This is a genomic window from Streptomyces sp. NPDC050315, assembly GCF_040655775.1.
GTDB lineage: Bacteria > Actinomycetota > Actinomycetes > Streptomycetales > Streptomycetaceae > Streptomyces.
Genome location: NZ_JBFAKN010000003.1, coordinates 199747 through 225519, shown reverse-complemented (window position 1 = coordinate 225519; position 25773 = coordinate 199747). Strand labels below are relative to the sequence as shown.

The 25773-nt window shown below is 70.5% G+C and carries 26 protein-coding genes and 2 pseudogenes; 14 read left to right on the top strand and 14 right to left on the bottom strand.

The features are described from left to right. Window positions 1-332: 332 nt before the first annotated feature. Entirely contained in the window at window positions 333-602 is a 270-nt protein-coding gene (gene tnpA / locus AB0I82_RS12285; RefSeq protein WP_363257719.1) for an IS200/IS605 family transposase, read from the bottom strand. On the opposite strand from tnpA, the pseudogene AB0I82_RS12280 reads away from it, so the two are divergent. Together AB0I82_RS12280 and AB0I82_RS12275 are read left to right on the top strand one after the other, a co-directional pair. Beyond that, window positions 592-1788: pseudogene (locus AB0I82_RS12280) on the top strand (RNA-guided endonuclease TnpB family protein); the annotation flags it as partial. The gene tnpA and the pseudogene AB0I82_RS12280 overlap by 11 nt on opposite strands. Before the next feature lie 58 nt (window positions 1789-1846). Beyond that, window positions 1847-2287: pseudogene (locus AB0I82_RS12275) on the top strand (MFS transporter); the annotation flags it as partial. A gap of 117 nt (window positions 2288-2404) precedes the next feature. Here the strand turns inward: AB0I82_RS12275 and bioD are convergent. The 3 genes from bioD to bioB are packed head-to-tail and all read right to left on the bottom strand — an operon-like array spanning window position 2405 to window position 5661. Beyond that, a complete protein-coding gene (bioD, locus tag AB0I82_RS12270; RefSeq protein WP_363257133.1) occupies window positions 2405-3097 on the bottom strand; it encodes a dethiobiotin synthase in 693 nt (230 codons plus the stop codon). 16 nt (window positions 3098-3113) lie between these two features. After that, window positions 3114-4418: an adenosylmethionine--8-amino-7-oxononanoate transaminase gene (locus AB0I82_RS12265; RefSeq protein WP_363257132.1), complete on the bottom strand. Its 1305-nt coding sequence runs from the start codon at window positions 4416-4418 to the stop codon at window positions 3114-3116. Then, window positions 4411-5661, bottom strand: a complete 1251-nt coding sequence (gene bioB, locus AB0I82_RS12260; protein ID WP_363257131.1) for a biotin synthase BioB — start codon at window positions 5659-5661, stop codon at window positions 4411-4413. The genes AB0I82_RS12265 and bioB overlap by 8 nt, the downstream gene beginning before the upstream one ends. Window positions 5662-5805: 144 nt before the next feature. On the opposite strand from bioB, the gene AB0I82_RS12255 reads away from it, so the two are divergent. Next, window positions 5806-6993: an 8-amino-7-oxononanoate synthase gene (locus AB0I82_RS12255; protein ID WP_363257130.1), complete on the top strand. Its 1188-nt coding sequence runs from the start codon at window positions 5806-5808 to the stop codon at window positions 6991-6993. A 76-nt stretch (window positions 6994-7069) separates the two neighbouring features. Here AB0I82_RS12255 and AB0I82_RS12250 read toward each other — a convergent pair whose 3' ends face one another. Next, window positions 7070-7306 carry a DUF397 domain-containing protein gene (locus AB0I82_RS12250; protein ID WP_363257129.1) on the bottom strand — a complete coding sequence of 79 codons (237 nt, stop codon included), beginning with the start codon at window positions 7304-7306 and terminating at the stop codon, window positions 7070-7072. A gap of 34 nt (window positions 7307-7340) precedes the next feature. Further along, window positions 7341-8213: a helix-turn-helix transcriptional regulator gene (locus AB0I82_RS12245; RefSeq protein WP_030257931.1), complete on the bottom strand. Its 873-nt coding sequence runs from the start codon at window positions 8211-8213 to the stop codon at window positions 7341-7343. A 256-nt stretch (window positions 8214-8469) separates the two neighbouring features. Here AB0I82_RS12245 and AB0I82_RS12240 point away from each other — a divergent pair, with 256 nt between their 5' ends. After that, window positions 8470-8937 carry an ATP-binding protein gene (locus AB0I82_RS12240; RefSeq protein WP_363257128.1) on the top strand — a complete coding sequence of 156 codons (468 nt, stop codon included), beginning with the start codon at window positions 8470-8472 and terminating at the stop codon, window positions 8935-8937. 157 nt (window positions 8938-9094) lie between these two features. Here AB0I82_RS12240 and AB0I82_RS12235 read toward each other — a convergent pair whose 3' ends face one another. The 3 genes from AB0I82_RS12235 to AB0I82_RS12225 form a co-directional block, all read right to left on the bottom strand. Next, window positions 9095-9625 (bottom strand): C40 family peptidase, encoded by a 531-nt coding sequence (locus AB0I82_RS12235; RefSeq protein WP_363257127.1) that lies wholly within the window; start codon window positions 9623-9625, stop codon window positions 9095-9097. A gap of 527 nt (window positions 9626-10152) precedes the next feature. Further along, entirely contained in the window at window positions 10153-10464 is a 312-nt protein-coding gene (locus AB0I82_RS12230) for a hypothetical protein (RefSeq protein WP_363257126.1), read from the bottom strand. Between the two features lie 7 nt (window positions 10465-10471). Continuing rightward, window positions 10472-11110, bottom strand: coding sequence for an ATP-dependent Clp protease proteolytic subunit (locus AB0I82_RS12225; protein ID WP_363257125.1), 639 nt, complete (start codon window positions 11108-11110; stop codon window positions 10472-10474). Between the two features lie 64 nt (window positions 11111-11174). Between AB0I82_RS12225 and AB0I82_RS12220 the strand changes: the two genes are divergently transcribed. After that, entirely contained in the window at window positions 11175-11489 is a 315-nt protein-coding gene (locus AB0I82_RS12220) for a type II toxin-antitoxin system Phd/YefM family antitoxin (protein WP_363257124.1), read from the top strand. A gap of 42 nt (window positions 11490-11531) precedes the next feature. Here the strand turns inward: AB0I82_RS12220 and AB0I82_RS12215 are convergent, their stop codons facing one another. Next, window positions 11532-12479, bottom strand: coding sequence for a M28 family metallopeptidase (locus tag AB0I82_RS12215; protein WP_363257122.1), 948 nt, complete (start codon window positions 12477-12479; stop codon window positions 11532-11534). Between the two features lie 442 nt (window positions 12480-12921). Here AB0I82_RS12215 and AB0I82_RS12210 point away from each other — a divergent pair, with 442 nt between their 5' ends. From AB0I82_RS12210 to AB0I82_RS12180, 7 genes are all read left to right on the top strand, one after another. Beyond that, complete coding sequence (locus tag AB0I82_RS12210; RefSeq protein WP_031057600.1) at window positions 12922-13224, top strand: urease subunit gamma; 303 nt, start codon at window positions 12922-12924, stop codon at window positions 13222-13224. A gap of 17 nt (window positions 13225-13241) precedes the next feature. Then, the gene (locus tag AB0I82_RS12205) at window positions 13242-13553 is read left to right on the top strand and encodes an urease subunit beta (protein ID WP_363257121.1); all 312 of its coding nucleotides are present in this window, start codon (window positions 13242-13244) and stop codon (window positions 13551-13553) included. Beyond that, a complete protein-coding gene (locus AB0I82_RS12200; protein ID WP_363257120.1) occupies window positions 13546-15267 on the top strand; it encodes an urease subunit alpha in 1722 nt (573 codons plus the stop codon). Before AB0I82_RS12205 ends, AB0I82_RS12200 begins: the two co-directional genes overlap by 8 nt. A 37-nt stretch (window positions 15268-15304) precedes the next feature. Beyond that, on the top strand, window positions 15305-15979 hold the full coding sequence (locus tag AB0I82_RS12195) for an urease accessory UreF family protein (protein WP_363257119.1): 675 nt from the start codon (window positions 15305-15307) through the stop codon (window positions 15977-15979). A 34-nt stretch (window positions 15980-16013) separates the two neighbouring features. Further along, entirely contained in the window at window positions 16014-16715 is a 702-nt protein-coding gene (gene ureG / locus AB0I82_RS12190; RefSeq protein WP_363257118.1) for an urease accessory protein UreG, read from the top strand. After that, window positions 16712-17551 (top strand): urease accessory protein UreD, encoded by an 840-nt coding sequence (locus AB0I82_RS12185; protein ID WP_363257718.1) that lies wholly within the window; start codon window positions 16712-16714, stop codon window positions 17549-17551. Before ureG ends, AB0I82_RS12185 begins: the two co-directional genes overlap by 4 nt. A gap of 110 nt (window positions 17552-17661) precedes the next feature. After that, on the top strand, window positions 17662-19242 hold the full coding sequence (locus tag AB0I82_RS12180) for an alpha/beta hydrolase (protein WP_363257117.1): 1581 nt from the start codon (window positions 17662-17664) through the stop codon (window positions 19240-19242). 76 nt (window positions 19243-19318) lie between these two features. Here the strand turns inward: AB0I82_RS12180 and AB0I82_RS12175 are convergent, their stop codons facing one another. After that, window positions 19319-20011 carry a lysophospholipid acyltransferase family protein gene (locus AB0I82_RS12175; protein ID WP_363257116.1) on the bottom strand — a complete coding sequence of 231 codons (693 nt, stop codon included), beginning with the start codon at window positions 20009-20011 and terminating at the stop codon, window positions 19319-19321. Between the two features lie 242 nt (window positions 20012-20253). On the opposite strand from AB0I82_RS12175, the gene AB0I82_RS12170 reads away from it, so the two are divergent. Then, window positions 20254-22353 (top strand): SpoIIE family protein phosphatase, encoded by a 2100-nt coding sequence (locus AB0I82_RS12170; RefSeq protein WP_363257115.1) that lies wholly within the window; start codon window positions 20254-20256, stop codon window positions 22351-22353. Window position 22354: 1 nt separating this feature from the next. On the opposite strand, the gene AB0I82_RS12165 is transcribed toward AB0I82_RS12170, so the two are convergent. Continuing rightward, on the bottom strand, window positions 22355-22909 hold the full coding sequence (locus AB0I82_RS12165; protein WP_363257114.1) for a helix-turn-helix domain-containing protein: 555 nt from the start codon (window positions 22907-22909) through the stop codon (window positions 22355-22357). Window positions 22910-23020: 111 nt separating this feature from the next. On the opposite strand from AB0I82_RS12165, the gene AB0I82_RS12160 reads away from it, so the two are divergent. Then, a complete protein-coding gene (locus AB0I82_RS12160; protein WP_363257113.1) occupies window positions 23021-23551 on the top strand; it encodes a phenolic acid decarboxylase in 531 nt (176 codons plus the stop codon). 35 nt (window positions 23552-23586) lie between these two features. Here AB0I82_RS12160 and AB0I82_RS12155 read toward each other — a convergent pair whose 3' ends face one another. Then, on the bottom strand, window positions 23587-24942 hold the full coding sequence (locus tag AB0I82_RS12155; RefSeq protein WP_363257112.1) for a hypothetical protein: 1356 nt from the start codon (window positions 24940-24942) through the stop codon (window positions 23587-23589). Window positions 24943-25043: 101 nt separating this feature from the next. Beyond that, on the bottom strand, window positions 25044-25601 hold the full coding sequence (locus tag AB0I82_RS12150; RefSeq protein WP_363257111.1) for a hypothetical protein: 558 nt from the start codon (window positions 25599-25601) through the stop codon (window positions 25044-25046). Window positions 25602-25773 lie beyond the last annotated feature (172 nt).

Below are 25773 nucleotides of genomic sequence, written 5' to 3'. Positions count from 1 at the left end.
TCTGATTGTGCCGCCGGGGGACCGGTCCGTCGCCGGTGCGGACTTGGGCCGCTGGGACGCCGGTCCGTCGGTGGTACGGAGACCGCGTGTACCTGACACGATGTGCCGGTCTTAGAATGGGGTCTCGGCCAGGGAGAACGTAGTTTCGTGGTTTCTGGCAGGGCCCCTCCCTCTCCCCACGGGGAGAGCCCGGTGATCCCCGGTGATCGAGGCCCCCTCCCCCACCACACACCTCCCGAAGCTACCGGGGCCAATCGCGGTGCTCCCCCGTTTATGGGGAAGGTGAGGCGATTCTGAGCGTTGCTCTGACCTGCAGGTCAGAGCGGACGATTTTACTGCTCGATGTACTGACGGACGATCGACAGCGGAGCCCCGCCGGCCGATCCTGCGAAGCAGGAGCCGGACCACAGCCGCTGAGCCCGCCAGTAGTGCCGGGCAAGTTCCGGATAGTCCTCCCGGAGTCTCCGGGAGCTGACGCCCTTGAGGCTGTTGACCAGCTTGTAGACAGCGGCCTTGGGCGGGGAGTTCGCGAGTAGGTGAATGTGGTTGTTCTGAACTCGGCTGTGAACTAACCGCAGTACGGTGACCGCTGTGCAGCTCAGGTACGCCTTCCGGATGTACCCGAACGGTCCTCAGCGCTCGGCGCCGGCCAGGGCGTTCGGGTGCGCGAGGGTGGTCTACAACGACGCGTTGCGCGCTCGTGAGACCGCCCGCGCCGCCGGTGCGGAGTTCCCGAGGACCGGGGACCTGTCCAAGCTGCTGATCACCGAGGCGAAGAAGACCGAGGGACGAGGCTGGCTCGGCGAGGTATCCGCCGTAGTCCTCCAGCAGTCCCTGCGGGACCTGGACGCCGCGTACCGGAACTTCTTCGACGGCCTCAAGGGAAAGCGCCCGCGCATGGGGGCTCCCCGGTTCAAGAGCCGCAAGGACAACCGGCAGGCCGTGAGGTTCACTGCCAATGCCCGCTGGAAGATCACGGCCGGCGGTGACCTGTCGTTGCCGAAGATCGGTGATGTACGGGTGAAGTGGTCCCGAGCCTTGCCCTCCACCCCGTCCACGGTGACCGTGATCAAGGACGCGGCCGGCCGGTACTTCTGTTCCTTCGTCATCGAGACCGGGGCGGAGGAGACGCTGCCCGAGGTGGCCGGGCAGGTCGGTATCGACCTGGGCCTGGCGCACTTCGCGATTCTGTCGGACGGCACGAAGATCGACAGTCCGCGTTTCCTGCGCCGGGCCGAGAAGCGCCTCAAGCGCGCACAGCAAGCCCTGAGCCGGAAGGCCAAGGGCAGCAACAACCGAGGAAGGGCCCGGCTCAAGGTCGCCCGCGCGCATGCGAAGGTGACGGACGCACGGCGCGAGTTCCACCACCAGCTGTCAACGAAGATCATCCGCGAGAACCAAGCGGTTGCCGTTGAGGACCTGGTGGTCAAGGGACTCGCCCGGACGCGCCTGGCCAAGTCCGTCCACGACGCCGGATGGTCCGCCTTCACAGCGATGCTGGAGTACAAGGCCGCCCGGTACGGGCGCACCCTCGTACACATCGGCCGGTTCGAGCCGACGTCTCAGGTCTGCTCGCAGTGCGGCGTCAAGGACGGCCCCAAGCCCCTCCACGTCCGCGTGTGGGAGTGCGGAGCCTGCGGGGCCGTCGTCGATCGGGACATCAACGCGGCGGTCAACATCGCCAAGGCGGCCGGACTGGCCGTGTCAGCCTGCGGAGCGCGGGTAAGACCGGGACCCGTCCCGGCACAGCGCGGTGAAACAGGAACCCACCGAGACGGTCAGCCGACCGTGGTAGGAATCCCCCGGCTTTGGCCGGGGGAGCGGAAGTCAAAGCCTCACCAAGTCCGGCGCCTGGACCGCCGTCACCGTCGTCGGCATGGCCTGCGGCATCCTCGCCTTCGGCCACCTCGCCGACCGCATCGGCCGCCGCCCCACCTTCTGGATCTTCCAGGCCGGCTCGGTCGTCACGGTCCTCGCGTACGCCACGCTCGAAACGCCCACCGCACTCCTCATCGGCGGCGCGGTCATGGGCGCGTTCGTGAACGGCATGACCGGCGGCTACGGCGCGCTCATCGCCGAGCTGTACCCGACACACGCCCGCGCCACCGCACAGAACGTCCTCTTCAACGTCGGCCGCGGCATCGGCGGCCTGGCCCCGCTCGTCGTCGCCCTCGTGGCCGGCGCGTACGGCTTCCAGAAGGCCATCGCCCTACTGGCCGTCATCTACGTCCTGGACATGGCAGCGATGCTCCTGATCCCAGAGCGGAAGGGCGCTGAGCTGGACTGAAGGGCTTGCCCAAAATCCAGCCCGTCCGGCGATCGCTGACCAATTCCAGCCCGTCCGGCGTTTGAGGACCGGGGGTCCGGGGGCAGCGCCCCCGAACACCCCGGGCCGGGGCGGCCGTCACAGCCCCCACGTACCGCCCAGCCGCGGCGCCAGCCAAGACCGCGCCTGCGCCCGGAACCGCGCAGACGGCAAAGCCCCCACCCCGGCCGGCACAAGGCCAAGCAGCGGCGCCCCCGCCACCTCCGGCAGATCCTCCACGTTGCACCGCGACGCCAGATCCGGCTCGGCGGGCCAACTGCCGATGACGACACCGGGCGTCTCGATGCCCGCCGTACGCAACGCGAGCGCGGTCAACGCCGTGGCGTTGAGCGTGCCGAGCCCCGCCTGCGCCACCATCAGCATCGGCGCGCCCAGCGCCTTCGCCGCATCGGCCAGCGTCCCGCCCGCCTCGTCGAAGCGCACCAGCAGCCCGCCCGCGCCTTCCACCAGCACCACATCGTGCTCGGCGGCCAGCTTGCTCGCCGCCTCGGCGACCTCGTACGGGCGTACTGGTGGCAGCCCGGCCCGGCGGGCCGCCGTGGCGGGCGCCAGCGGCTCGGGATACCGGGCGAGTTCGGCGGTGGTGACGCCGGAGCCCGCGAGCCGCGCGACCTCCGCGACATCCCCCGGCTCGTCCGCCGCCACACCGGTCTGTGCGGGTTTGAGCACCGCGACCGACCGGCCGCGGCCCAGCTCGGCGGCGGCGATCGCGGCGGTGGTGACCGTCTTGCCGATCTCCGTGCCCGTGCCCGTGATGAACAGCACCGACATGTGAACGTGCTCCTTCTCAGCCCTCGCGCGCGGCGGCGCACACCGCCGCGCAGATACGGGCGATGTCCTCGTCGCCGGTAATGTACGGCGGCATCGTGTAGATCAGATCGCGGAACGGCCGCAGCCATACGCCCGCCCCGACCGCGGCCCGGGTCGCCGCCGTCATGTCGATGGCGTGGTCGAGCTGGACGACGCCGATGGCGCCCAGCACCCGTACGTCCTGGACGCCCGGAATCGTCCGGGCCTGTGCCAGTCCGTCCCGCAGGCCGGTCTCGATCCGCTTGATCTCCTGCCGCCAGTCCTGGGCCAACAGCACATCCAGCGAGGCGTTGGCGACCGCGGCGGCCAGCGGGTTGGCCATGAACGTGGGCCCGTGCGCGAGCACCGGCACCTCGCCCCGGCTGATCCCGTCCGCCACCCGCGGCGTGCACAGCGTCGCCGCCATGGTCAGATAGCCGCCGGTCAGCGCCTTGCCGACGCACATCACGTCCGGTACGACACCCGCGTGCCCGGCCGCGAACAGCTCGCCGGTGCGGCCGAAGCCCGTCGCGATCTCATCGAAGACCAGCAGCACGTCGTGCGCGTCGCACGCCTCCCGCAACACCCGCAGATACGCGGGGGAGTGGAAGCGCATGCCGCCCGCGCCCTGTACGACCGGCTCCACGATGACCGCGGCCAGCTCATCGGCGTGCCGGCCGATCATGTCCCGCAGATGGTCCGCGTACGCCTCGTCCACCGGTGCGTCGAACCCGCCCGGCGGCGCGTCGGCGAACACCTGCCGGGGCAGGACACCCGACCACAGGTCGTGCATCCCGCCCTCCGGGTCGCACACCGACATCGGATGCCAGGTGTCACCGTGGTAACCGCCGCGCCAGGTCAGCAGCCGCTGCTTGGCCGGGCGGCCGAGCGAACGCCAGTACTGCAGGCACATCTTGGCCGCGACCTCGACGGAGACGGACCCGGAGTCGCACAGGAAGACATGCTCCAGGTCGCCCGGCGCGATGTCGGCGAGCCGCTGGGCGAGCCGGACGGCGGGCTCATGAGTGAGCCCGCCGAACATCACATGGCTCATCCGGTCCAGCTGGCCGCGCGCGGCCTCGTTCAGTACCGGGTGGTTGTAGCCGTGGATCGCCGACCACCAGGACGACATGCCGTCGACCAGCTCGGTGTGACCCTGGACCGGCTCGGCGGTCCGCAGCCGGACCCCGGCCGCCGACTCGATGACCAGCGGGTCGTCCTTGCCGGGCATCGGGCCGTACGGGTGCCATACGTGCTGCCGGTCCAGGGCCAGCAGGTCGCGCATGTCCATCGGCTCAGGCATTGGGCGGCAGGTCGGTACCGGCGCCGCGGCGGCGCACCGAGACCAGGTCCGTACGGGCACCGTCGGCGTCCCGGACCTCGGCCACCGCACCGGCGGCCACCGGCTCCGGCTCGGCGGCAACTGCACCGGCGGCCACCGGCTCGGGAGCCGCGTCGGCCGCCCCACCGTCACCGCACGGCCCGCAGCCGCCGCCGTCACCGTGCCCGCCGCAGCCGCCGCCCGCGGCGGCCAGTGCGTCGGCGCGGTGCGCAGGCAGTGTCGTGGTGTCCGCGCCCTCCACCTCGAACCCGGCGTCCTCGATCATCGCCAGGTCGTCCTTGCCGGCCTGGCCCTCACTGGTGAGGTAGTCGCCGAGGAAGATGGAGTTGGCCAGGTGCAGCGCGAGGGGCTGGAGCGTACGCAGATGTACCTCGCGGCCACCGGCCAGCCGTACCTCGACGTCGGGGCAGACGAAGCGGACCATGGCCAGGATGCGCAGGGCGCGCTGGGGGGTGAGGTTCCACTCCTTGGCCAGCGGGGTGCCCTCGAAGGGGATGAGGAAGTTGACCGGTACGGAGTCCGGGTCCAGCTCGCGCAGTGAGAAGACCACGTCGACGAGGTCCTCGTCCGTCTCGCCCATGCCCGCGATCAGGCCGGAGCAGGCGGACATGCCGGCCGCCTGGGCCTGCTGGACGGTGGAGACGCGGTCCTCGTAGGTGTGCGTCGTGGTGATCTTGCCGTACGTGGCCTCGGAGGTGTTCAGGTTGTGGTTGTACGCGTCGGCGCCCGCGTCCCGCAGCCGCGACGCCTGCCCATCGGACAAAAGCCCCAGGCAGGCGCATACTTCCACGCCCTCGTTCTGCTCCTTGATGGCCGAGATCGTCTCCGACACCCGGTCCACATCGCGGTCCGTCGGCCCGCGGCCGCTCGCGACGAGGCAGACGCGCTTCGCGCCGCCGGCGACACCCGCGGCGGCCGCCTTGGACGCCTCGTCGGGCTTGAGCCAGGTGTACTTGAGGATCTCGGCCTTGGAGCCGAGCCGCTGGGAGCAGTAGGAGCAGTCCTCCGGGCACAGGCCCGACTTGAGGTTGACCAGGTAGTTGAGCTTCACCCGCCGCCCGAACCACTGGCGGCGGACCTTGCCCGCCGCCGCTACGACGTCGAGCAGCTCGTCATCGGATGTCGCCAGTACGGCGAGTGCCTCTTCGCGGGTCGGCGACTCGCGCCGCAGACCCTTCTCCACCAGAGCGTTCAGCAGGTCCATGGCGAAGATCCTGTCCTACGGCACCGCCCGGGGCCAAGGAGGATTCCCACAACGCCGCTGGTTGGCGGTGTGTGTATCGCCACACCGTAGGCAGGCGTAACGACCGCTAACGTCTATCGACAGCCAACAAACCCGAGGAAGCCGATGCCTGCCGACCCCGCCGCCGCCCAGCCCGGTAACGACCCCTTCGCCTGGATCGACGAGGCGCGCGAACGGCGTCGCGGCGCCGGGCTCGTACGGACGCTGAACCCGCGCCCGGCCGACTCGCCGCTCCTGGATCTGGCGAGCAACGACTACCTGGGCCTCGCCCGGCACCCCGAGGTCACCCGGGCCGCCGCGGCCGCCGCGCACCGCTGGGGCGCCGGTGCGACCGGCTCCCGGCTGGTCACCGGCACCACCGAACTGCACGCGCAACTCGAACGCGAACTGGCCGAATACTGTGGTTTCGAGGCCGCACTGGTCCTCTCCTCGGGTTACGCGGCCAACCTCGCCGCCGTCACCGCGCTCACCGCGCCCGGCTCCCTGGTCGTCTCCGACGCCGGCAACCACGCCTCGCTCATCGACGGCTGCCGTCTCTCCCGCGCCCGTACGGCCGTTGTCCCGCACAGCGACCCGGAAGCCGTGCACAAGGCACTCGACGCGGCCCACGCCGAACCCGACTACGAGGGCCGGGCCGTGGTCGTCTCCGACTCGGTCTTCTCGGTGGACGGGGACGCGGCGCCGCTGGCCGGATACGCCACCGCCTGCCGCGCGCACGGCGCGGCGCTGCTGGTGGACGACGCGCACGGACTGGGCGTACTGGGCGAGGGCGGCCGGGGCGCGCTGCACGCGGCGGGCCTGGCGGGGGAGCGGGACGTGGTCGCCACCATGACGCTCTCCAAGTCCCTGGGCAGTCAGGGCGGTGCGGTACTGGGCCCGGCGAAGGTCATCGAGCACCTGGTCAACACGGCCCGTACGTTCATCTTCGACACCGGCCTGGCGCCGGCCGCCGCCGGTGGCGCGCTCGCCGCGCTGCTGCTGCTCCGCCGCGAGCCGCAGCGCGCGGACCGGGCCCGCGCCGTGGCCCGCGAACTCCACCGCCGTCTGACGGCCGGCGGACTGTCCGCCGTCCTTCCGGACGCCGCGGTGGTCTCCGTACGGGCGCCCTCGCCGGAGGCGGCCGTGCGGTGGGCCGCGGACTGCCGCACGGCGGGTCTGATGGTCGGCTGTTTCCGTCCGCCGTCCGTTCCCGACGGTATTTCGCGCCTTCGGCTCACCGCCCGTGGGGATCTGACCGACCGGCAGATCGACGAAGCGGTCGGCGCGATTCTTTCGACCGCGCCGACCGCTTGACCGAATTCCCCGGAACGGGTGTCGGAATTTTATTCTTGAACCGGTTCCGAGAAGGGCTGGTTCAGCCCCAGCTGGATCAGCCCTCCTTTATGGGCCGACCGGTGTGCAGGGCGTCGACAAAAGCCCGCCATGCAGGGACCGCGAAGAGCAACGCCGGTCCCGAAATGTCCTTCGAGTCGCGCACGGCGAGAGTTTCACCGTTGACCCGGGCGGTCTCGACGCAGTTGTTCATTCCCGTGCTGCGCGTGCTGCGCACCCAGCGCGCGCCCGCAAGGGCCGTGCTGGCGGGCACGTACCGCGGCGATGCCGTCATGTTGGAGCCTCCTCAACGCGCCCGGGCCAGGCTGTCAGCCCTCTGCGGCCCGGGCAATCAAAGCCGATGATTCCTCGCATGAGAGGGCGTGCCCCCGCAGCGTGTCGAATGCATCGCTGTACGCCCTGAGGTCCTCTTTGCGTTCGAGATAGAGGCTACTCGTCAAATGGTCGAGAACCACCACATCCAAGTCAGCAATGAGCGGAAAGGAGAAGATAACGAAAGGGCCGGTGATGCCGATGTGGACCCCGGCAGTGAACGGCAGCACCTGCAGCCGCACGTGCGGCAGTTCCATGACCTTCAGGAGATGCCGCAATTGGGCTTTCATCACCTCTGGACCACCCGCCGGACGGCGTAGTACCGCCTCGTCCAACACGGCTGAAAGTTTCAGCGGAGGGTCCCCCTCCAGAACGCTCTGCCGCGCTATGCGGACATCGACAAGCGCATCGATTCTGCTCTGCGGCAGGTCGGCCAGCGCGGCCCGGGTGACGGCCCGTGCGTAGTCCGGGGTCTGCAGCAGCCCCGGTACGACCGTCGTCTCCAGCGTTCGCGCGTGCGAAGCGCCGGCCTCCAGGCTGATGAAGTCCCGGTACTGGGGCGGCAGCAGGTCGCGGTAGGTGTGCCACCAGCCGCGCCCGGCATCCCCGCCGCTGCCGCCGCCCGCGTCCTGGCCGCACAGCGCGGCCAGCAGTGCGCGGGACTCCTCGTCGCGCACGTCATAGGCGTCCAGCAGCCGTTCCACGTCGGCCGGACGCACTCCGCTCCGGCCGGTCTCTATCCGGCTCACCTTCGACTGATGCCAGCCCACAAGACGGGCGGCCTCGCCGCTCGTGAGCCCGGCCAGATTCCGACGGCGCCTCAACTCCGCACCGAGCTTGCGACGGCGCACTGCGGGACCGTGGTGCATGAACCCTCCTCACGGACGTACCGCGATTCGTCATAACTGACACCGATGCGTCAGTGTGCCGCCCAAATACGGTCTCGCGTAGCAGAGTTCACCGCTTCGGGCGACAGATATATGCATATCTTGGTGGATGGCTCACGGCAGGGGCAGCATGAGTGGCAGTCTGGCGCAAAGCAGCGGCAAGGGACCGATTTTCGGACCCGATCATGTCGCTGTCCAGCGAGGAGACGGCCTCGGGCGGGAAAGGGACGGCGCGGCGATGGCGGATCACCAGGAAGCAGCACTGACCCTGCCGAGCGCGCCCGGCTCCGTACCGATAGCGCGCAGATACGTTACGCGAGTTCTCACGGAGTGGGACGACGCGCCGACCGGCACGGGCCGCGCCGAACTCCTCGACTCCGTCCGGCTCATCGTCTCCGAGCTGGCGACCAACGCCGTCGTGCACACCTCGGACCGGTCGCCGACCTTCACCGTCGACGTCCACCTCGACCGCCACGAAGTCCTGCGCATCGGCGTCACGGACGGCCACCCCCGGATGCCGCGCCGGCTGCCGGCCGCGGTCCAGCAGGACAACGGCCGCGGCATGGCCATCATCCGCTGCCTCGCGGCGGAATCCGGCGGAAAGATCACCGTCGAACCGACGGAGAGCGGCGGCAAGACGGTCTGGATCGCCCTCCCCTGGCCCGCCCCGGTCCCACCCGCGGAACCCCGCCCGGCCGGCACCTGACAACAGCGCACGGCCGGCACCTGACCCGCCCGAATGCGGCCGAGACCATTCGCCGGGCCCGTGCCGCGCTTGCGCTTCAGCAGCGCAGAAGGAGGGCGGGGCCCCCGGCCCCGCCCCCTCTATGTCACCTCTGCGTCAGCTCCGCATCACACCCGCATCACGCCCGTCCGTACCAGACGCGGCCGGTCCAGATCCGTTCCTTGCGGACCGAGGCGCCCGGCTTGGGGGCGTGCCACATGCGGCCCTTTCCGGCGTAGATGCCGACGTGGTACACGTACCGGCCCGAGTGGAAGAAGACCAGGTCACCGCGCTTGCGCGAGGATGCCTTGATGTGCCGCACATGGCGGTACTGGGAATCCGCCGTACGTGGCAGCCGCTTCCCCACGCGCTTGAAGGCGTACTGCGTGAGGCCCGAGCAGTCGAACCGGTGCGGCCCCTCGGCCCCCCATGCGTACGGCGCCCCCTTCTTCGACGCCGCGACCCGCAGTGCCGCCTTGCCGGACCCCGAGGCCGTCGCCGACACGGCGGACGTGGCGGCGGACGTGGCACCGGAGGCGGGCGCCGCCGAGGCGTCCCCCGCGCTCCCGGGCACCAGCAGCGCCAGTCCGAGGGCCGACACCACCCCGGCACGGGCCAGGAGGCCCGGCGCGGCAACACCACGAACAGGAAGATCAACGCGCGCAGTCATGCGCACTCCTTCGTCAGCCGCCTGCGAAGGAAGACCTGTCGGGTTCGGGCAGGCGAAGATGCCCGGCGCTGTGCCGCCGCCAAAGACGGCGAACGCTTCACCCCAAGGGGCCGCCCGGCCAGTACTACGGCCGCGGCCCCGTCGTGCTCGGGTCCTCCGCTCCTGCCGGTCCACGCGTATCGACCAGGCGCCCGGGCACGGCGGCAGGATTCGGCGTCCGCCCGGACCGCCCCGCCGCTGCGGCGGGGGCTTGTCGTCGGGGGGATCGTGACGCAGCGCCGGGGTGGTTCAGGCGCGGAACATGAGGTCTGTGAAGGTGGTCACGCTTGATCCGTTCGGGTGGACAGGCGCGGTCCGTCGAGCGGCCCGCACCCCGTACGCACCCCCGCACCGGCACCGTCGTACCGCCCGCAACGCGACACGTCGACGGAGTGCGCAAGTCGTACGCCGCCGCAAGCGGGCCAAGGAGTACTCCAACGGCGGTAGCCCGATCGGATTCCGCGCCCCCGTGGAACGGAATCGTCCCGTCATTCCTCATCAGGCGGTGGCACGGCGACGAGACCGGCCCGCCGCTCACCGTCCAGCACCCGCAGCGCGCGGGTGAGCGTCTCGGCGTGCAGCTCGGTCTCGCCGCGCTCATGCATCAGCGCCAGCGCGTCCCGCAGCGCCACCGCCTGCCCGACCAGCGCCTGCGCCGCGCGCAGCCCCCGGTACGTGCCCTCGCCGCGGGCCGGGTTGATCCGCCCCAGGAGGTCCAGGACCTGGAGGTAACTGTCGATGACCGCGCCCTCGGCCCGGGTCAGCGCGGGCAGCGGCGGCAGCTCGGGAGGCAGCGCCATCGCCGTCTCACCTCGCGCCCGGCGCGGCGGCGGACGACGCCTTGCGGCCGCGGGTGAGCCCGTCGATCAGCCCGTACGCCACCGCCTCCTCGGCATCGAGGATCTTGTCGCGCTCGATGTCGGCGCTGATCCGCTCGCGCGGCTGCCCGGTGTGCCGGGCGAGCAGCTCCTCCAGCAAGTCGCGGGTGCGCAGCATCTCCTGGGCCTGCAGGAGGAGATCGGAGGTCTGGCCCTGGATCGGATCGCTGACGGACGGCTGGTGGATGAGGACGCGGGCGCCGGGGAGGGCGAGGCGGCGCCCGGGGTGGCCGGCGGCGAGCAGGACGGCGGCGGCCGAGGCGGCCTGGCCGAGGCAGACCGTCTCGATGGGGCTGGTGACGAACTGCATCGTGTCGTAGATGGCCGTCATCGCGGTGAACGAGCCGCCGGGGGAGTTGATGTAGAGCGAGATGTCCCGCTCAGGGGCGGCGTGTTCGAGGTGGAGCAGCTGGGCCATGACGTCGTTGGCCGAGGTGTCGTCGATCGGGGTGCCGAGGAAGACGATGCGCTCGTCGAGCAGCTTGGAGTACGGATCGAGCGTCCGCGTGCCCTGCGTCGTGCGCTCGGTGAACTCCGGGAGGACGTAGCGGGCCGTGGGTTCGAGCATGGTGCTCCTCCTCTGTTCCGTTGTAAAAAATGTACAGGACGTACATCCCGTTAGAATGGGGAGCATGACCTACGAGATTCCGGTGACGCAAGCCCGGGCGGAGCTGGCGGATCTGATCAACCGCGTCGTGTACGGCTCCGAGCGCGTGGTCGTCACGCGCCACGGCAAGCCGTTGGTGGCGCTGGTGTCCGCTGCTGACCTGCGACGACTCGAAGAGCTCGACCGGGCGGAGGCGGCCGCCGGGGAGGAGGTCATCAGTACGGTCTCCTCGGTGCGGCAGCTGCCGGCGTCCGCTGCGGGCGAACGCCGCCGGTTCGGCATCGCCGCGGAACACCGCGACCCGGCCGCCGGGGATCGGCGACCGGGCCACGAGAGGTGATGCGGGGTCAGCCCGCGGGCCGACCTGGCAGTTGAGGAGGCGTCAGGAGCTGAGCTCCCAGACCGCGTGGGCGATGGCGTCCGTGTTCGTGTCCAGCGCCTTCTCGTCGATGTTCTTCGTCGTGTCGCAGGACTGGTGGTAGCAGGCGTCGAACGGCTCGCCCGCCGTGCCGCCCCAGTTCTTCGCCTGCTCCGCGGTCTTCTTGTAGTCGGCGCCGGAGAAGAGGCCGCCGACGGGGATGCCCACGTCCTTGAACGAGGCATGGTCGGAGCGGCCGTCGCCCTCGGTCTCGATCTCGGTGGCGATGTCCTTCGTGGCGTACCAGTCCTTGAAGACCTTCTCCAGCCGCGGGTCGTCGTCGTAGACGAAGTAGCCCGGGTTGGGCGAGCCGATCATGTCGAAGTTGAGGTACGAGTCGAACTTCGCGCGGTCCGCCTCGGCGAGGCTCGACACGTAGTGCTGCGAGCCGACCATGCCGTACTCCTCGGCGCCCCACCAGCCGAACCGCAGGTGCTTGGCGGGCTTGAGGTCCGCCTTGGCGACCGCGAGGGCGACTTCGAGGATGCCGGCCGAGCCGGAGCCGTTGTCGTTGATGCCCGGCCCCTCGTCGACCGAGTCCAGATGGGCGCCGGCCATGACCGTCTTGCTCTCGTCGCCGCCGGGCCAGTCGGCGACGAGGTTGTAGCCCTTGGTGCCGTTGTGGTCGAACTCCTGGACCTTGGTGGTGAAGCCGGCCTCGTCCAGCTTGCCCTTGAGGTAGTCGATGGACGCCTTGTAGCCGGGCCGGCCGTGGGCGCGGTTGCCGCTGTTGGCGTCGGCGATGGACTGCAGCTGGTCCAGGTCCGCCTTGACGGCGGAGACCGGAATGTCCGGCGCGGCGAGCGGCGCCGGATCGGCCTGGGCGCCGGCCGCGGTGAAGAGCGTGGCGGCGACGGCGGTGCAGGCGCCGGCGGCCAGGGCCGCCCGGCGTATGCGTGCGGAACGGGTCACGATGTGGCTCCGATGCTGTGTGGGGGGTTGGTGCGGAGCTTGTTGTTGTGTCGTGCGAGCGCGTACGCGACGCGTGGGGCGTGCGGGCGCGCGCAGATGAGCATCGTGACTTGTCTGTGGGCAGTCAAGGGCGAATAGCGAACGCGTTGTTCCGGCGAGCGGGGCGGTCTGGGTGTTATGTCTGCTTCGAGGCGAGTCGCCGGTAATTGGGAAATGTGGCGCCGGGAGTGCGGTCCCCAGATTTAACAAGGGATTCACCGAGGTAACGCCGCCGACATCGAGCGGAGCTAGCCTGCGAAGTCCGGGGCGATTCATGGAACTTAGCTGGAGATCAGTTTGCTTTTCCTTTGTTGAATGTGTGATACATCTACTTATACGGGCGCGTCGCTGCCTGTGACCTGGGCCGATGCGGTTCAGGCTGGTAAGAAATGTGAGGTGGAATATGCAACTGACCCCGCATGAACAAGAACGGCTGATGATTCATGTCGCGGCGGACGTTGCCGAAAAGCGCCGGGCCCGCGGCGTACGGCTCAACCACCCCGAAGCCATTGCCCTGCTGACCGTGCACATCCTGGAAGGCGCGCGCGACGGCCGTACGGTCGCCGAGCTGATGTCCTCCGGGCGCCAGGTCCTCACCCGTGACGACGTCATGGAGGGCATCCCCGAAATGATCCACGACGTCCAGGTCGAGGCGACCTTCCCGGACGGCACCAAGCTCGTCACCGTTCACGACCCCATCAGCTGACCCAGGGAGAGCCGCAGATGATCCCGGGACAGATCCTCTACGCCGATGAGCCGGTACGCCTCAACGAGGGGCTTCCCGTCACGCGCATGACCGTCCTCAACATCGCCGACCGCCCCGTGCAGGTCGGCTCCCACTACCACTTCGCCGAGGCCAACCCCGGCCTCGACTTCGACCGTGCGGCCGCGCACGGCAAGCGCCTGAACGTCGCCGCCGGCTCCGCCGTGCGCTTCGAGCCCGGTATCCCCACCGAGGTCGAACTGGTGCCCCTCGGGGGCAAGCGGATCGTCGCGGGCCTGCGTGGCGAGACCGGAGGCACCCTCGATGGCTGAACTTTCCCGTGCCGCGTACGCCGACCTCTTCGGCCCGACGGCCGGCGACCTGGTGCGCCTCGCCGACACCGACCTGCTGATCGAGATCAGTGAGGACTGGGCAGGCGGCCCCGGGCGCAGCGGTGACGAGGCCGTCTTCGGCGGCGGCAAGGTCATCCGCGAGTCGATGGGCCAGTCCCGGCTCTCCCGCGCGGACGGCGCCCCGGACACCGTGATCACCGGCGTGATCGTCATCGACCACTGGGGCATCGTCAAGGCCGACGTCGGCATCCGCGACGGCCGCATCGTGGCGCTCGGCAAGGCCGGCAACCCCGACACCATGGACGGCGTCCACCCGGACCTGGTCATCGGCCCGGAGACCGAGATCATCGCCGGGCAGGGCAAGATCCTCACGGCCGGCGCCATCGACACCCACGTGCACTTCATCTGCCCCGAGCAGGCGACCGAGGCGCTGGCCTCCGGTGTGACGACGATGATCGGCGGCGGTACCGGTCCGGCCGAGGGCAGCAAGGCCACCACCATCACCCCCGGCGCCTGGCACGTCTCCCGGATGTTCGAGGCGATGGACGCCTTCCCCGTCAACGTAGGGCTGCTCGGCAAGGGCAACACCATGTCGGTCGCCTCCATGCGCGACCAGCTGCGGGCCGGCGTGCTCGGCTTCAAGATCCATGAGGACTGGGGCGCCACCCCGGCCGTACTGGACGCCTGCCTCAACGTCTGCGAGGAGAGCGGCGCCCAACTCGCGATCCACACCGACACCCTGAACGAGGCCGGCTTCCTCGGTGACACCATCGCGGCCATCGCCGGGCGCGGGATCCACGCCTTCCACGTCGAGGGCGCGGGCGGCGGCCACGCCCCCGACATGATCGCCATGGTGTCGGAACCCAACGTGCTGCCCGCGTCGACCAACCCGACCCGGCCGCACACCGTCAACACCGTCGAGGAACACCTCGACATGCTGATGGTCTGTCACCACCTCAACCCCGCGGTCCCCGAGGACCTGGCCTTCGCCGAGTCCCGCATCCGGCCCTCCACCATCGCGGCCGAGGACTTCCTGCACGACATGGGCGCCATCTCGATGATGTCCTCCGACGCCCAGGCCATGGGCCGCATCGGCGAGGTCGTCATGCGCACCTGGCAGACCGCGCACGTGATGAAGAAGCGCCGCGGTGCGCTGGAAGGCGACTTCGCCGCGGACAACAACCGCGTACGGCGGTACGTCGCGAAGTACACCATCAACCCGGCGATCGCCCAGGGCATCGACCACGTCGTCGGCTCCGTCGAGACCGGCAAGCTCGCCGACCTCGTGCTGTGGGACCCGGCGTTCTTCGGCGTCAAGCCGCGGCTGGTCATCAAGGGCGGCCAGATCGCGTACGCGCAGGTGGGCGACGCCAACGCGTCCATCCCCACCCCGCAGCCGATCCTGCCGCGCCCGATGTTCGGCGCGATCGGCAAGGCCCCCGGTGCCAACTCGCTCAACTTCGTCTCCGAGCAGGCCATCGACGACGGGCTGAGCGACCGGTTGGGCGTCGCCAAGGAGCTGACGGCCATCCGCTCCACCCGCCAGGTCACCAAGGCGTCCATGCGCAACAACGACGCGCTGCCGAAGGTCGTCGTCGACCCCGACACCTTCACGGTGACCATCGACGACGCGGTGGTCGAGCCGGCCCCCGCGGCCGAACTGCCCATGGCCCAGCGGTACTTCCTCTTCTGATGGGGTACGTACCGATGCCGTACCGAACGGATCACCGATGAGCCGCGCCGCGCTGCTGGTCCTGGCCGACGGCCGCTTCCCCGCCGGCGGGCACGCCCACTCCGGGGGCGCCGAACCGGCCGTCGCCGCAGGGCGCATCCGGGACGGCGGCTCGCTGGAGGAGTTCTGCCGCGGCCGGTTGCACACGGCCGGGCTGGTCGCGGCGGGCCTCGCCGCCGCGGCCGCCGCGGGCTGCGATCCGCTCGCCCTGGACGAGGCGGCGGACGCCCGTACACCTGTACCGGCCCTGCGTACCACCGCACGCAAGCTCGGCCGCCAGATGATGCGCGCGGCCCGCGCGACCTGGCCCTCGGCCGAACTGGACGCGCTCGCCGCGGCCCGGCCGCGCGGCGCCCACCAGCCCGTCGTCCTCGGCCTCGCCGCGCGCTCGGCGGGGCTGGACCCGGAGGACGCCGCGTACGCCGTCGCGTACGAGACCGTCAGCGGCCCGGCCACCGCCGCCGTACGGCTGCTGAGCCTGGACCCCTTCGACGCGACGGCCGTCCTCGCGCGCCTCGCCCCCGACCTGGACGCGGTCGTGGCCGAGGCCGTCGCGGCCGCGGCGCGCGTCCCGCAGGACGGCACCGGCGCGCTGCCCGCCCGCTCCGCACCGCTGCTGGACATCACCGCCGAGCAGCACGCGGCCTGGCCGGTACGGCTGTTCGCGTCCTGACCCCCACTCACTTGTTGCACCCAACGGAGTTCGTATGCACCTCGACCACGATCTCGACGAGAAGTTCCCGCACCGCCACACCTACGGCGCGGCCGAGCCGAAGCGCGCCGACGGGACGCGCCGCGCGCTGCGTATCGGCCTCGGCGGCCCGGTCGGCTCCGGCAAGACCGCGACCGTCGCGGCCCTGTGCCGCCGGCTGCGCGACGAGCTGTCCCTCGCCGTCGTGACCAACGACATCTACACCCGCGAGGACGCCGAATTCCTGCTCCGCGAGGCGGTACTGCCCCCGGAGCGGATCACCGCCGTGGAGACCGGCGCCTGTCCGCACACCGCCATCCGCGACGACATCTCCGCCAACCTGGAGGCCGTCGAGGACCTGGAGGAGGAGGTCGGCCCGCTCGACCTGATCCTGGTGGAGTCCGGTGGCGACAACCTCACCGCCACCTTCTCCAAGGGCCTGGTCGACTTCCAGATCTTCGTGATCGACGTGGCCGGCGGCGACGACATCCCGCGCAAGGGCGGCCCCGGCGTCACCACCGCCGACCTGCTCGTCATCAACAAGACCGACCTCGCCCCGTACGTCGGCTCGGACCTGGAGTCGATGGCGCGGGACGCGAAGGCACAGCGCGGCGACCTGCCCGTCGTCTTCACCGCCATCAAGAGTGAGAACGGTGTCGCGCCGGTCGCGGAGTGGGTCCGCGAGTGCCTCGCCCAGTGGACCGCGGGCCCGGCATGACGCTCGCGCCGCCACCGCCCGCGCCCACCGCGCCCGCTCTTGCGGCGTCCGCCGCCGTACCGCCCGCCGCCCGCCAACTGCGCGCCACCGCCCGCATCACCGCGACCACCGACCCGTACGGCGTCACCCGGCTGCCCGTACTGGACGGCGACGGGCCGCTGGCGCTGCGCCGGTTGCGTTCGCACGACGCGGCGGCCCGGGTCTGCGTGGTCGGCGCGATGAGCGCCCCGGTGGGCGGCGACCGGCTGCGTATCGAGGCGCGTGCGGGGGAGGGCAGCGACCTGCGGATCACCGCGGCCGCCGCGACCCTCGCGCTGCCCGGCCACCATCCGGGTACCGCCCGCTACGACGTGGCGCTGGACGTGGCCGACGGGGCGCGTCTGGACTGGCTGCCCGAGCCGCTGATCACCGCGGCCGGCAGCGACCTGATCCAGACCACCACCGTCGACCTCGCGCCCACCGCCCGGCTGGTGCTCCGTGAGGAGCAGGTGCTCGGCCGGACCGGCGAGGCGACCGGACGGCTCGCCGCCCGGCTGACGGTCCGGCGCGCGGGCCGGGTCCTGCTGGACCAGGAGACCGCGTACGGACCGGGCGTGCCCGGCTGGGACTCGTCCGCGGTGCTCGCCGGACACCGCGCCGTCGGACAGCTGCTCGTCGTCGACCCGGCGTACGAGGAACACCCCGTACCTGTACGGACCTTGGCGGCGGCCGATGGTCCCGGCCAGGCCGTGCTCACCCCGCTCGCCGGGCCCGCGGCGCTCGTCACCGCCGTCGCACCCGACGCACTGGCCGTCCGGCGACTGCTCGAAATGGCCGCGATTCCTACGGGTTGGTAAAGAAAACGCCGTCCGGTCTTTTCATCGGACGGTTGTACGAGACAGGATCCCCCTGCGGCTCTGTGATCATCGCCGCCACAAGTGGCACACCATGCAGGGGGAACACCTACGTGAGAAGAACAGCAGCGCTCGGCGCCGCCGGGACCGTGGTGGCGGGCGCGCTCATAGCCGGCGCCATCGCCGCCACACCCGCCAGCGCGGGCACCAACCACCAGCGCGGCTCCGCCGAGGACCGCGGCGTGCAGACCGCCGCCGCGCGCGCCGCGAAGGCGGGCATCGACTGGCAGACCTGTCCCAAGGACTGGGGCCTGGACGCCCCGATCCAGTGCGGGTTCGTGACCGTGCCGGTCGACTACGCGAAGCCCGACGGCAAGAAGATCAAGATCGCGGTGGACCGGGTCAAGAACACCGGCACCAAGGACGAGCGCCAGGGCTCGCTGATCTACAACCCCGGCGGCCCCGGCGGCTCGGGCCTCCGCTTCCCCACCCGGGTCACGACCAAGAACCCGATCTACGCCAAGATGGCCAAGGCGTACGACTTTGTGGGCTTCGACCCGCGGGGCGTCGGCCACTCCGCCGCGATCTCCTGCATGGACCCGCAGGAGTTCGTCAAGGCGCCCAAGGCCGACCCGGTGCCCGACGACGAGGCCGACAAGCTCGCCCAGCGCAAGCTCGCCAAGGAGTACGCGGACGGCTGCAAGGAGCGCAGCGGCGACCTGCTCCCGCACATGACGACGCCCAACACCGCCCGTGACCTGGACGTGGTGCGTGCGGCGCTGGGCGACAAGAAGCTCAACTACCTCGGCGTCTCCTACGGCACCTACCTCGGCGCCGTCTACGCCACGCTCTTCCCCGACCACGTGCGCCGGATGCTCGTCGACTCCGTCGTGAACCCCTCGCGCGAGAAGATCTGGTACCAGGCCAATCTCGACCAGGACATCGCCTTCGAGACCCGCTGGGGCGACTGGAAGAAGTGGGTCGCGAAGAACGACGCGACGTACCACATCGGCGACACCCCCGAGAAGGTCCAGGCGCAGTGGGAGAAGCTGCGCGCGGCCGCGAAGAAGTCCCCGCTCGGCGGCCAGGTCGGCCCGGCCGAGCTCACCGGCTTCTTCCAGAACGCGCCGTACTACGACTCGATGTGGGCGCCGGTCGCCAAGGCGTGGAGCGCGTACGTCGCCGGTGACGAGAAGCCGCTCGTCGAGAACGCCGCCCCCGACATGAGCGACAAGGCCGGCAACATCTCCGCGGAGAACGGCAACGCCGTCTACACCGCCGTGGAGTGCAACGACGCCAAGTGGCCCACCAGTTGGCAGCGCTGGAACCGCGACAACACCCGCATCCACGAGCAGGCCCCGTTCATGACCTGGTCCAACGCCTGGATGAACCTGCCCTGCGCCACGTGGCCGGAGAAGCAGCAGACCCCGGTGAACGTCAAGACCGGCAAGGGCCTGCCCAACGTGCTGATCGTGCAGAGCGAGCGGGACGCCGCGACCCCGTACGAGGGCGCCGTCGAGCTGCACCGCCGGCTGGCGGGCTCGCGCCTGATCACCGAGAAGGACGCCGGCTCGCACGGCGTCACCAGCCTGGCCAACCCGTGCATCAACAACCGCGTCGACGCGTACTTCGTCGACGGGAAGACGGACGCCGAGGACGTGACGTGCGCGCCGCACGCCACGCCGAAGCCGTAGCGACAGCTTGCACAAGGCGGGGCGCCCGGGGTTTCCCGGGCGCCCCGCTCGTTTATGTACGGTGCGCCCCGCTCGCTTACTTGCCCGTCTGCTGCTGCGCGGCGGCCTTCGCGTCGGGCGCGTACATGTCCACGTACTCCTGCCCCGACAGCTTCATGATCTCGTACATGATCTCGTCGGTGACGGCCCGCAGCGCGGCGTGCTCGGAGGTCATGTTCGCGTACCGGGAGAAGTCCATCGGCTCCCCGAAACGGATCGTCACGCGAATGGCGCGCGGCAGCCGCCGCCCGGCCGGCTGCGCCTCGAACGTACCGATCACCGCGCACGGCACCACCGGCACCCCGGCCTCCAGCGCCATCGCCGCGACCCCCGTGCGGCCCTTGTAGAGCCGCCCGTCGTGCGAGCGGGTGCCCTCCGGGTAGATCCCCAGCAGCCGCCCCTTCCGGAGCACGTTCACCCCCGACCTGATCGCGCCCCGCGACGCCTTCCCGCCGGACCGGTCCACCGGAATCTGCCCGACCCCCCGGAAGAACGCCGCGGTCAGCCGGCCCTTGAGGCCGGGCCCCGTGAAGTACTCGGCCTTGGCCAGAAAGGTGACTCTGCGCGGCACGATCGCGGGCATGACGAAGTGGTCGGCGAAGGACAGGTGATTGCCGGCGATGATCGCCGCCCCCTCCTCGGGTATGTGCTCCAGCCCCTCCACCCGGGGCCGGAAGACCGCCCGCAACAGCGGCCCCAGGAGTACGTACTTGAGCACCTGGTAGAACACGCGCTTACCCCTCCCTCTGCCGACCCTGCCGTCACTGACGTTTCCGCAGGTCAGCTATGCCATGAAGGTCAGAAGTGTAGGTGCGGGTGTGGTCAGATGTAACCACTTACAACCGGACTAATGCCGACTCGGTGCCGACCTCGGGCCGTCGGCTCCACTCGTGCACCGGCCGGTGCAGAGGCAGCATGGATGGGACGGCTCTGGTCGCACACGGCGCTCGGCACCGCCGCGGAGGAGGCGGGATGGTGGCAGACGAATCGCTCGCGGAGGAGGGGCCGGACCACCAGGAGTGGCCAGTGCCGCCGGGGGAGCTGCTCGACCTGCTCGGCGTGTCCGCGATCGTCCTGGACAGCAATGGGCGGATCGTGTTCTGGAGCCCGCAGGCCGGCGAGGTGTTCGGTTACACCGCTGAGGAGGCGCTCGGCCAGTACGCTGCCCGATTGCTGGTCAGCGAGGACCACCGTGAGCTGGTGTTGCGGCTTTTCGCCGAGGTGATGGGCAGCGAGGCGGGCTGGGCGGGTGCGTTCCCCGTCCGCCACAAGGACGGCAGTACACGGCTGGTGGAATTCCGCAACATGCGGCTGCTGGACGACCTCGGCGACGTCTACGCCCTGGGCATCGCGGCGGACCGGACCACGTTGCAGCGAGTGGAGGACAAGCTGGCGCTGTCCGAGCACCTCGTCTCGCAGTCGCCCATGGGCGTCGCGCTGCTGGACACCGACCTGCGGTACGTCCTGACCAACCCCGCGCTGGAACGCATCAACGGCGTCCCCGCCGCCGACCACCTCGGCCGCCGCCCGCACGACATTCTGAAGCTCCTCGATGCCTCCGCCATCGAATCCGCGCTGTGGCAGGTCCTGCGCACCGGCACACCGCTGATCGACCAGTACATCGTGGGCCGCACCCTGGCCGATCCGGACACGGATCATGCCTGGTCGGTGTCGTACTACCGCCTCGAAGGGCCCGGCGGCCGGGTGATCGGTGTAGCGAACACGGTCCTGGACGTCAGCGAACGGCACCGGGCGGCGGCCGAGGCGGAGCGGGCCCGGCGCCGGCTGACACTGATCGCCGACGCCTCCGCGCACGTCGGGACGTCGTTGGAGGTGGCGCAGACCGCGCGGGAACTGGCGCAGGTCGCGGTCCCCGAGCCGGCGGACATCACGGCGGTGGACGTCCTCGACGCCGTCCTGGCCTGCCGTCGCACCACCGGCGGCCACGAGGGCTCGGAGGTGTTCCGCGCGCTCGCGGTGGCCACTGCCTACCCCACCGAGGCCGCTGCCGCCGTGGACGCGGTCGGCGAGGTCGCCGCGTACAGCGCGGACCGCCTGATCACCCAGTGCGTGCACACCGGCAAGCCCGTCCTGGTGGCCCACGCACAGAGCGACGACCTGCTGCGGATCGCCCGCGACCCCGAGGCCGCGACGGCGCTGGCCCGCGCCGGTGTCCACTCCTACCTCGCCGTGCCGCTGATCGCCCGCAACGAGGTCATCGGCGCCTTCGACCTGCTGCGCGCCCGCAACCCGCTCCCCTTCGACGAAGACGACGTCCTCCTCGCTTGCGAACTGGCCGCACGGGCGGCCGTGGCCATCGACAACGCCCGCTGGCACGAGAGCGTGCGCAACTCCGCCGAGACCCTCCAGCGCAGCCTGCTGCCGAGCCACCCGCCCCACCTCACCGGCCTGGAGGTCGCCTCGCGCTACCAGCCCGCTCAGGCGTCCAGCGAGATCGGCGGCGACTGGTACGACGTCATCCCGCTGACCGAGGACAAGACCGCGCTGGTGGTCGGCGACGTGATGGGCAACGGCATCGACGCCGCCGCGACGATGGGACGCCTGCGCACCGCCACACGTGCCTACGCCGACCTCGGCCTGGCGCCGCACGAGGTCCTCCAACACCTCGACAAGACCACCCTCGGGCTGGAGCACTACATCGCCACCTGCCTGTATGCCGTCTACGACCCGCACCGCGCCGAGTGCCACATCGCCAACGCCGGCCATCTGCCACCCGTCCGCATGCCCCGTGGGCAGCGCCCCGAACTGGTGGACCTGCCGACCGGCGCGCCACTCGGAGTCGGCGGAGTCCACTTCCGCACCGTCACTTTCCCACTCACCCCCGGTGACCGCCTGGTCCTCTACACCGACGGCCTCATCGAGACCCGCCACCACCCCATCGACGAGCGCCTGGACACCCTCCTCGACGTCCTCGGCCAACAACACCGCCCACTGGAGGCCACCTGCCAGTGGCTCCTGGACACCCTGCGCCAACCCGACGACCACGACGACGTGGCCCTCCTGATCGCCCAGGCCCGAGCACTCACCGAGGACGATACGAACGCCCCGTGACTCAATCGGCGGAACCGGCGGATATGTCACGCCCTTCCCGCGCAGTGTGCTGCTGTTGCCGGACCACCGCGGGGCCCTGTCGCTCCAGGGTCAGAAGCAGACGGTCCAACGCGGGCAGGGCCGCGGTCAGCGCCGCCCGGTCCGCCGCCGGCAACTCGTCGCTCGCCCTGGCCAGGGTCGCCGTGCTCGCACTGTCATAACGCTCCAGCAGCTGCAACGCCGCCGCGGAAGCCGTGAGCGTCACAGTACGCAGATCATGCGGGTGCGGCACCCGCTGCACCAGCCCGGCCGCGGTCATGGTGCGCACCAGATTGCTCACCGTGGAAGGCGCGACCCGCAGCCGGGCCGCCACCTCACGCGGAGCCAGCCCTTCGGGCGCCGCGGACAGCGCTCGCAACAGCGCGATCTGCGCCTCGGGCAGATCGGGAAGCCCCTCGGCGTTCCGCGTGGCACGCAGCACGGCGCGCCGCAGTGGCCCCAGGAGCCTGCCGAGCTCGATGGCGACGTGCTGGCCGGTGCCGGTGCCGGTGCCGGTGTCTGCTGCGCTGTAGTCCATGGCCCCATTCTGCCCTGTCAGCGGCATGCTTTTGCGGCAAAACTATTTTGTGGCAAAATCAAATAGCGGAAGCCGAACGGCAACCGCCACGCACCACCGAGGAGCCCCCCCATGACCACGACTACGACCACCATCGAGAACCCCGTACCGCCGCAGGACCTGTCCGGCATCGTGGGGCACCGCTTCATCTACACGTACGCCAACGGCTGGCAGTACGAGATGTACGTGAAGAATGCCACCACGATCGACTACCGCATCCACACCGGCATGGTCGGCGGCCGATGGGTCAAGGACCAGGAAGTCGACCTGGTACAGCTGGCCGAAGACGCCTACAAGGTCTCGTGGAATGAACCGACGGGAACCTCGGTCGTCGTGAACGTCCTGCCCCGCCGACGAGTCCTGCACGGCACGATCTTCTTCCCGCACTGGATCGAGGAGGACGGCAGCAAGACCGTCCTGTACCAGAACGAGCACCTGGACGAAATGCGCGCCTACCGCGACGCCGGCCCGACCTACCCCATCTACGTCGTCCCGGAGTTCGCAAAGATCACCCTGTTCGAACACGTCGGGGAGAACAACGAAAACGTCGTCGCCGCGGGCCCGTCCGACCTGCCGACCGGCTTCGCGGACCGCACCAACTGATGGCGTCAACGCCGCTGCGGTGTACGGCCCCGAGGCTATGCCCGGAGTACCCGTACGCCCGCCGAGGCCAGGTCGGTCGCCAAGTGCTTGTGCTGGGGTGTACGGAGTTCGATGGCCTCACCCGAGTGCAGATGCAGGTCCAGTGAGCCGTCGGCCAGCCAGGGCGCCGGGGTGGAATGCACCGCGCCGAGGACGTCGGTCAGGGCGATGTCCAGGGCTGCGCCGGCTGGTTCGCGAAGGTGGACGGCCGAGTCGGTGAGCGCTGCGGCGCCGGCGCGGGCGGGGCCGCGGTCCCAGACGGCTGCTTCCGTGTCGTGGGCCACGTCCTCGTTCAGGCCGAAGTCCACCGCATAGAAGGCGGACCCGGCGGGGAGGGCGGCCGCTGCGGTTCGGGCCGCTGCCTTGAGGGCGCGGCGTTCGCGCAGGCGTGCCACCAGGACGAAGGGCAGCAGCAGGAGGAGGATGCCCAGTGCCATGGCGGCGATGCCGCCGAGGTTGGCCGCCGTACGCGGGCGTGCTACGCAGATCGCGCCGAGGACGAGGACGGTCGGGGCGATCACAACGGCGGCGAGGAGGTAGCGCGGCATCGCAGCGGCCTGCTTGTTGGCCTCCGGCTCGGTGAGACGCTCGCGGAAGATGTGGCGGTTGCGTTCGGTGACCTGCGCGGACTTCTGCTCGCCGGACCAGCGGGACCGCCGGGCATACTTCGACACGACCTGCCAGGCCAGTGCCCCGGCGGTGAGCAGAGCGGCGGCACCCATGATGGTGAATGGCGAGGCGGTGTCTCCGTTCACCAGAACGATGAGGAGGCAGATGGCGCAGGCGAGGAGCGCGACGCAGCCGCAATTGCCACGCAGGTGCAAGCCTTGGTAGCGGACATAGCGGTCCAGGACCCGGGGGCGTTCATCCGCCGGTTCGAGCTCGGCCGGGATGTCGCCTGTCGGCAGGGCACGGGCAGCGGGCGTGCGCTCCAGCACGTACCAGGCCCGAATACGCTGCCAACGCAGTCGGTCCCGTGAGCGGATGGCCCGCAGCCCCAGCAGTGCGATACCCGCGGCCACAACGGTCGCGGGGGTGCCGATCAGGTCGCTTCTCAACCGCTCGCTCTCGCCGTCGATACCTGCCTGCACCGCGTCCGTCACACTGCCCACGCCGAGCGCGACGGCGACCACCAGCACCCCTGCACAGAGCAGAAAGCCGAGACCGCGCAGCCGGGAAAAGTCCTCACGCACCAGCGAGTTGAGCGCCTGCGCCCGTTCCCGCAACAGGGCGGCCCGGTTCGGATACGCCTGGACGGGCCCGGGCGCCGGGTACGGCTCACCCCGCCTTCGCCGAGCCGCCGTGCCGCCGGTGCTGCTGTCCACGCTGTCCGCGTTGTCCGCGGTGGTCATGAAGTGCTTCCTTTACATGTTCTGCTGTGCATACGGCTCTGCGGCGCTGATACGTCGTTGTCTCCCGTCAGGCGCTCCGCCTCACGAGTACCCTCGAGAACTCAGTGGTTGTCGTCCGCGTTGTCCCAGAAACGCAGCCGTACGCAGCCGCAGGTGCCCGTTGCGACGACCAGTGCCGCCAGGCCGACGATGGCTCCCACGTACGAGCCGGACGGCATCTCGTCCGCCGGACCGGCCATGCCCTCGGGGTCGACCAGCACGCGCAGTTCATCGCCCGGCTGCACGATGTCCGCGTCACAGCCGTCGCCCTCCGACAGCCGGGGGGAGATCTCCCGGCCGTCGCGCGTGCGGAGCTCGCATCGGTCGGTCTTGCGGTCATCGACCTTGGTCACGACGGCCTCGACCCACCGGCCCCGCTTCTCCAATGCCTGATCCTCACCGGCCGACATGGAGACGACCGCCAGCCCGACCGCGGCGATGACGGTAATGATCAGCTCCCACGCGGCCGTCCGCTTCTGCCGAATGACACGACGGAACCAGAAGACCGGCACCAGGATGAGCGCCAGGGGAATCAGCAACGCGGAGACGAGGAAGCCCACGGGCCGCAGAACCGGCACCGGCACCACGGGCCCCAGCCACATCAAGGCCACCGAGGCCACAGCGCACACGCTGTTGAACAACAACCAGTGAATCGGGCGCGTACGGCGTCGGGCAGGAGCGCTCTCGACCGGCTGGGCTGCTTGCTCGGCTCCTGCCACGAGCCCGTGTGTGTTTTTGTCCCCCGCCATGCGCTTCCTCTTCCACTTCGTCGACGTCGGCCTGTAGACGGAC

Coding starts and splice junctions, on each gene's coding strand:
- bioD (WP_363257133.1), bottom strand. CDS start 3,097: ATGTCGGTGCTGTTCATCACGGGCACGGGCACGGAGATCGGCAAGACG.
- AB0I82_RS12265 (WP_363257132.1), bottom strand. CDS start 4,418: ATGCCTGAGCCGATGGACATGCGCGACCTGCTGGCCCTGGACCGGCAG.
- bioB (WP_363257131.1), bottom strand. CDS start 5,661: ATGGACCTGCTGAACGCTCTGGTGGAGAAGGGTCTGCGGCGCGAGTCG.
- AB0I82_RS12255 (WP_363257130.1), top strand. CDS start 5,806: ATGCCTGCCGACCCCGCCGCCGCCCAGCCCGGTAACGACCCCTTCGCC.
- AB0I82_RS12250 (WP_363257129.1), bottom strand. CDS start 7,306: ATGACGGCATCGCCGCGGTACGTGCCCGCCAGCACGGCCCTTGCGGGC.
- AB0I82_RS12245 (WP_030257931.1), bottom strand. CDS start 8,213: ATGCACCACGGTCCCGCAGTGCGCCGTCGCAAGCTCGGTGCGGAGTTG.
- AB0I82_RS12240 (WP_363257128.1), top strand. CDS start 8,470: ATGGCGGATCACCAGGAAGCAGCACTGACCCTGCCGAGCGCGCCCGGC.
- AB0I82_RS12235 (WP_363257127.1), bottom strand. CDS start 9,625: ATGACTGCGCGCGTTGATCTTCCTGTTCGTGGTGTTGCCGCGCCGGGC.
- AB0I82_RS12230 (WP_363257126.1), bottom strand. CDS start 10,464: ATGGCGCTGCCTCCCGAGCTGCCGCCGCTGCCCGCGCTGACCCGGGCC.
- AB0I82_RS12225 (WP_363257125.1), bottom strand. CDS start 11,110: ATGCTCGAACCCACGGCCCGCTACGTCCTCCCGGAGTTCACCGAGCGC.
- AB0I82_RS12220 (WP_363257124.1), top strand. CDS start 11,175: ATGACCTACGAGATTCCGGTGACGCAAGCCCGGGCGGAGCTGGCGGAT.
- AB0I82_RS12210 (WP_031057600.1), top strand. CDS start 12,922: ATGCAACTGACCCCGCATGAACAAGAACGGCTGATGATTCATGTCGCG.
- AB0I82_RS12205 (WP_363257121.1), top strand. CDS start 13,242: ATGATCCCGGGACAGATCCTCTACGCCGATGAGCCGGTACGCCTCAAC.
- AB0I82_RS12200 (WP_363257120.1), top strand. CDS start 13,546: ATGGCTGAACTTTCCCGTGCCGCGTACGCCGACCTCTTCGGCCCGACG.
- AB0I82_RS12195 (WP_363257119.1), top strand. CDS start 15,305: ATGAGCCGCGCCGCGCTGCTGGTCCTGGCCGACGGCCGCTTCCCCGCC.
- ureG (WP_363257118.1), top strand. CDS start 16,014: ATGCACCTCGACCACGATCTCGACGAGAAGTTCCCGCACCGCCACACC.
- AB0I82_RS12185 (WP_363257718.1), top strand. CDS start 16,712: ATGACGCTCGCGCCGCCACCGCCCGCGCCCACCGCGCCCGCTCTTGCG.
- AB0I82_RS12170 (WP_363257115.1), top strand. CDS start 20,254: ATGGTGGCAGACGAATCGCTCGCGGAGGAGGGGCCGGACCACCAGGAG.
- AB0I82_RS12165 (WP_363257114.1), bottom strand. CDS start 22,909: ATGGACTACAGCGCAGCAGACACCGGCACCGGCACCGGCACCGGCCAG.
- AB0I82_RS12160 (WP_363257113.1), top strand. CDS start 23,021: ATGACCACGACTACGACCACCATCGAGAACCCCGTACCGCCGCAGGAC.
- AB0I82_RS12155 (WP_363257112.1), bottom strand. CDS start 24,942: ATGACCACCGCGGACAACGCGGACAGCGTGGACAGCAGCACCGGCGGC.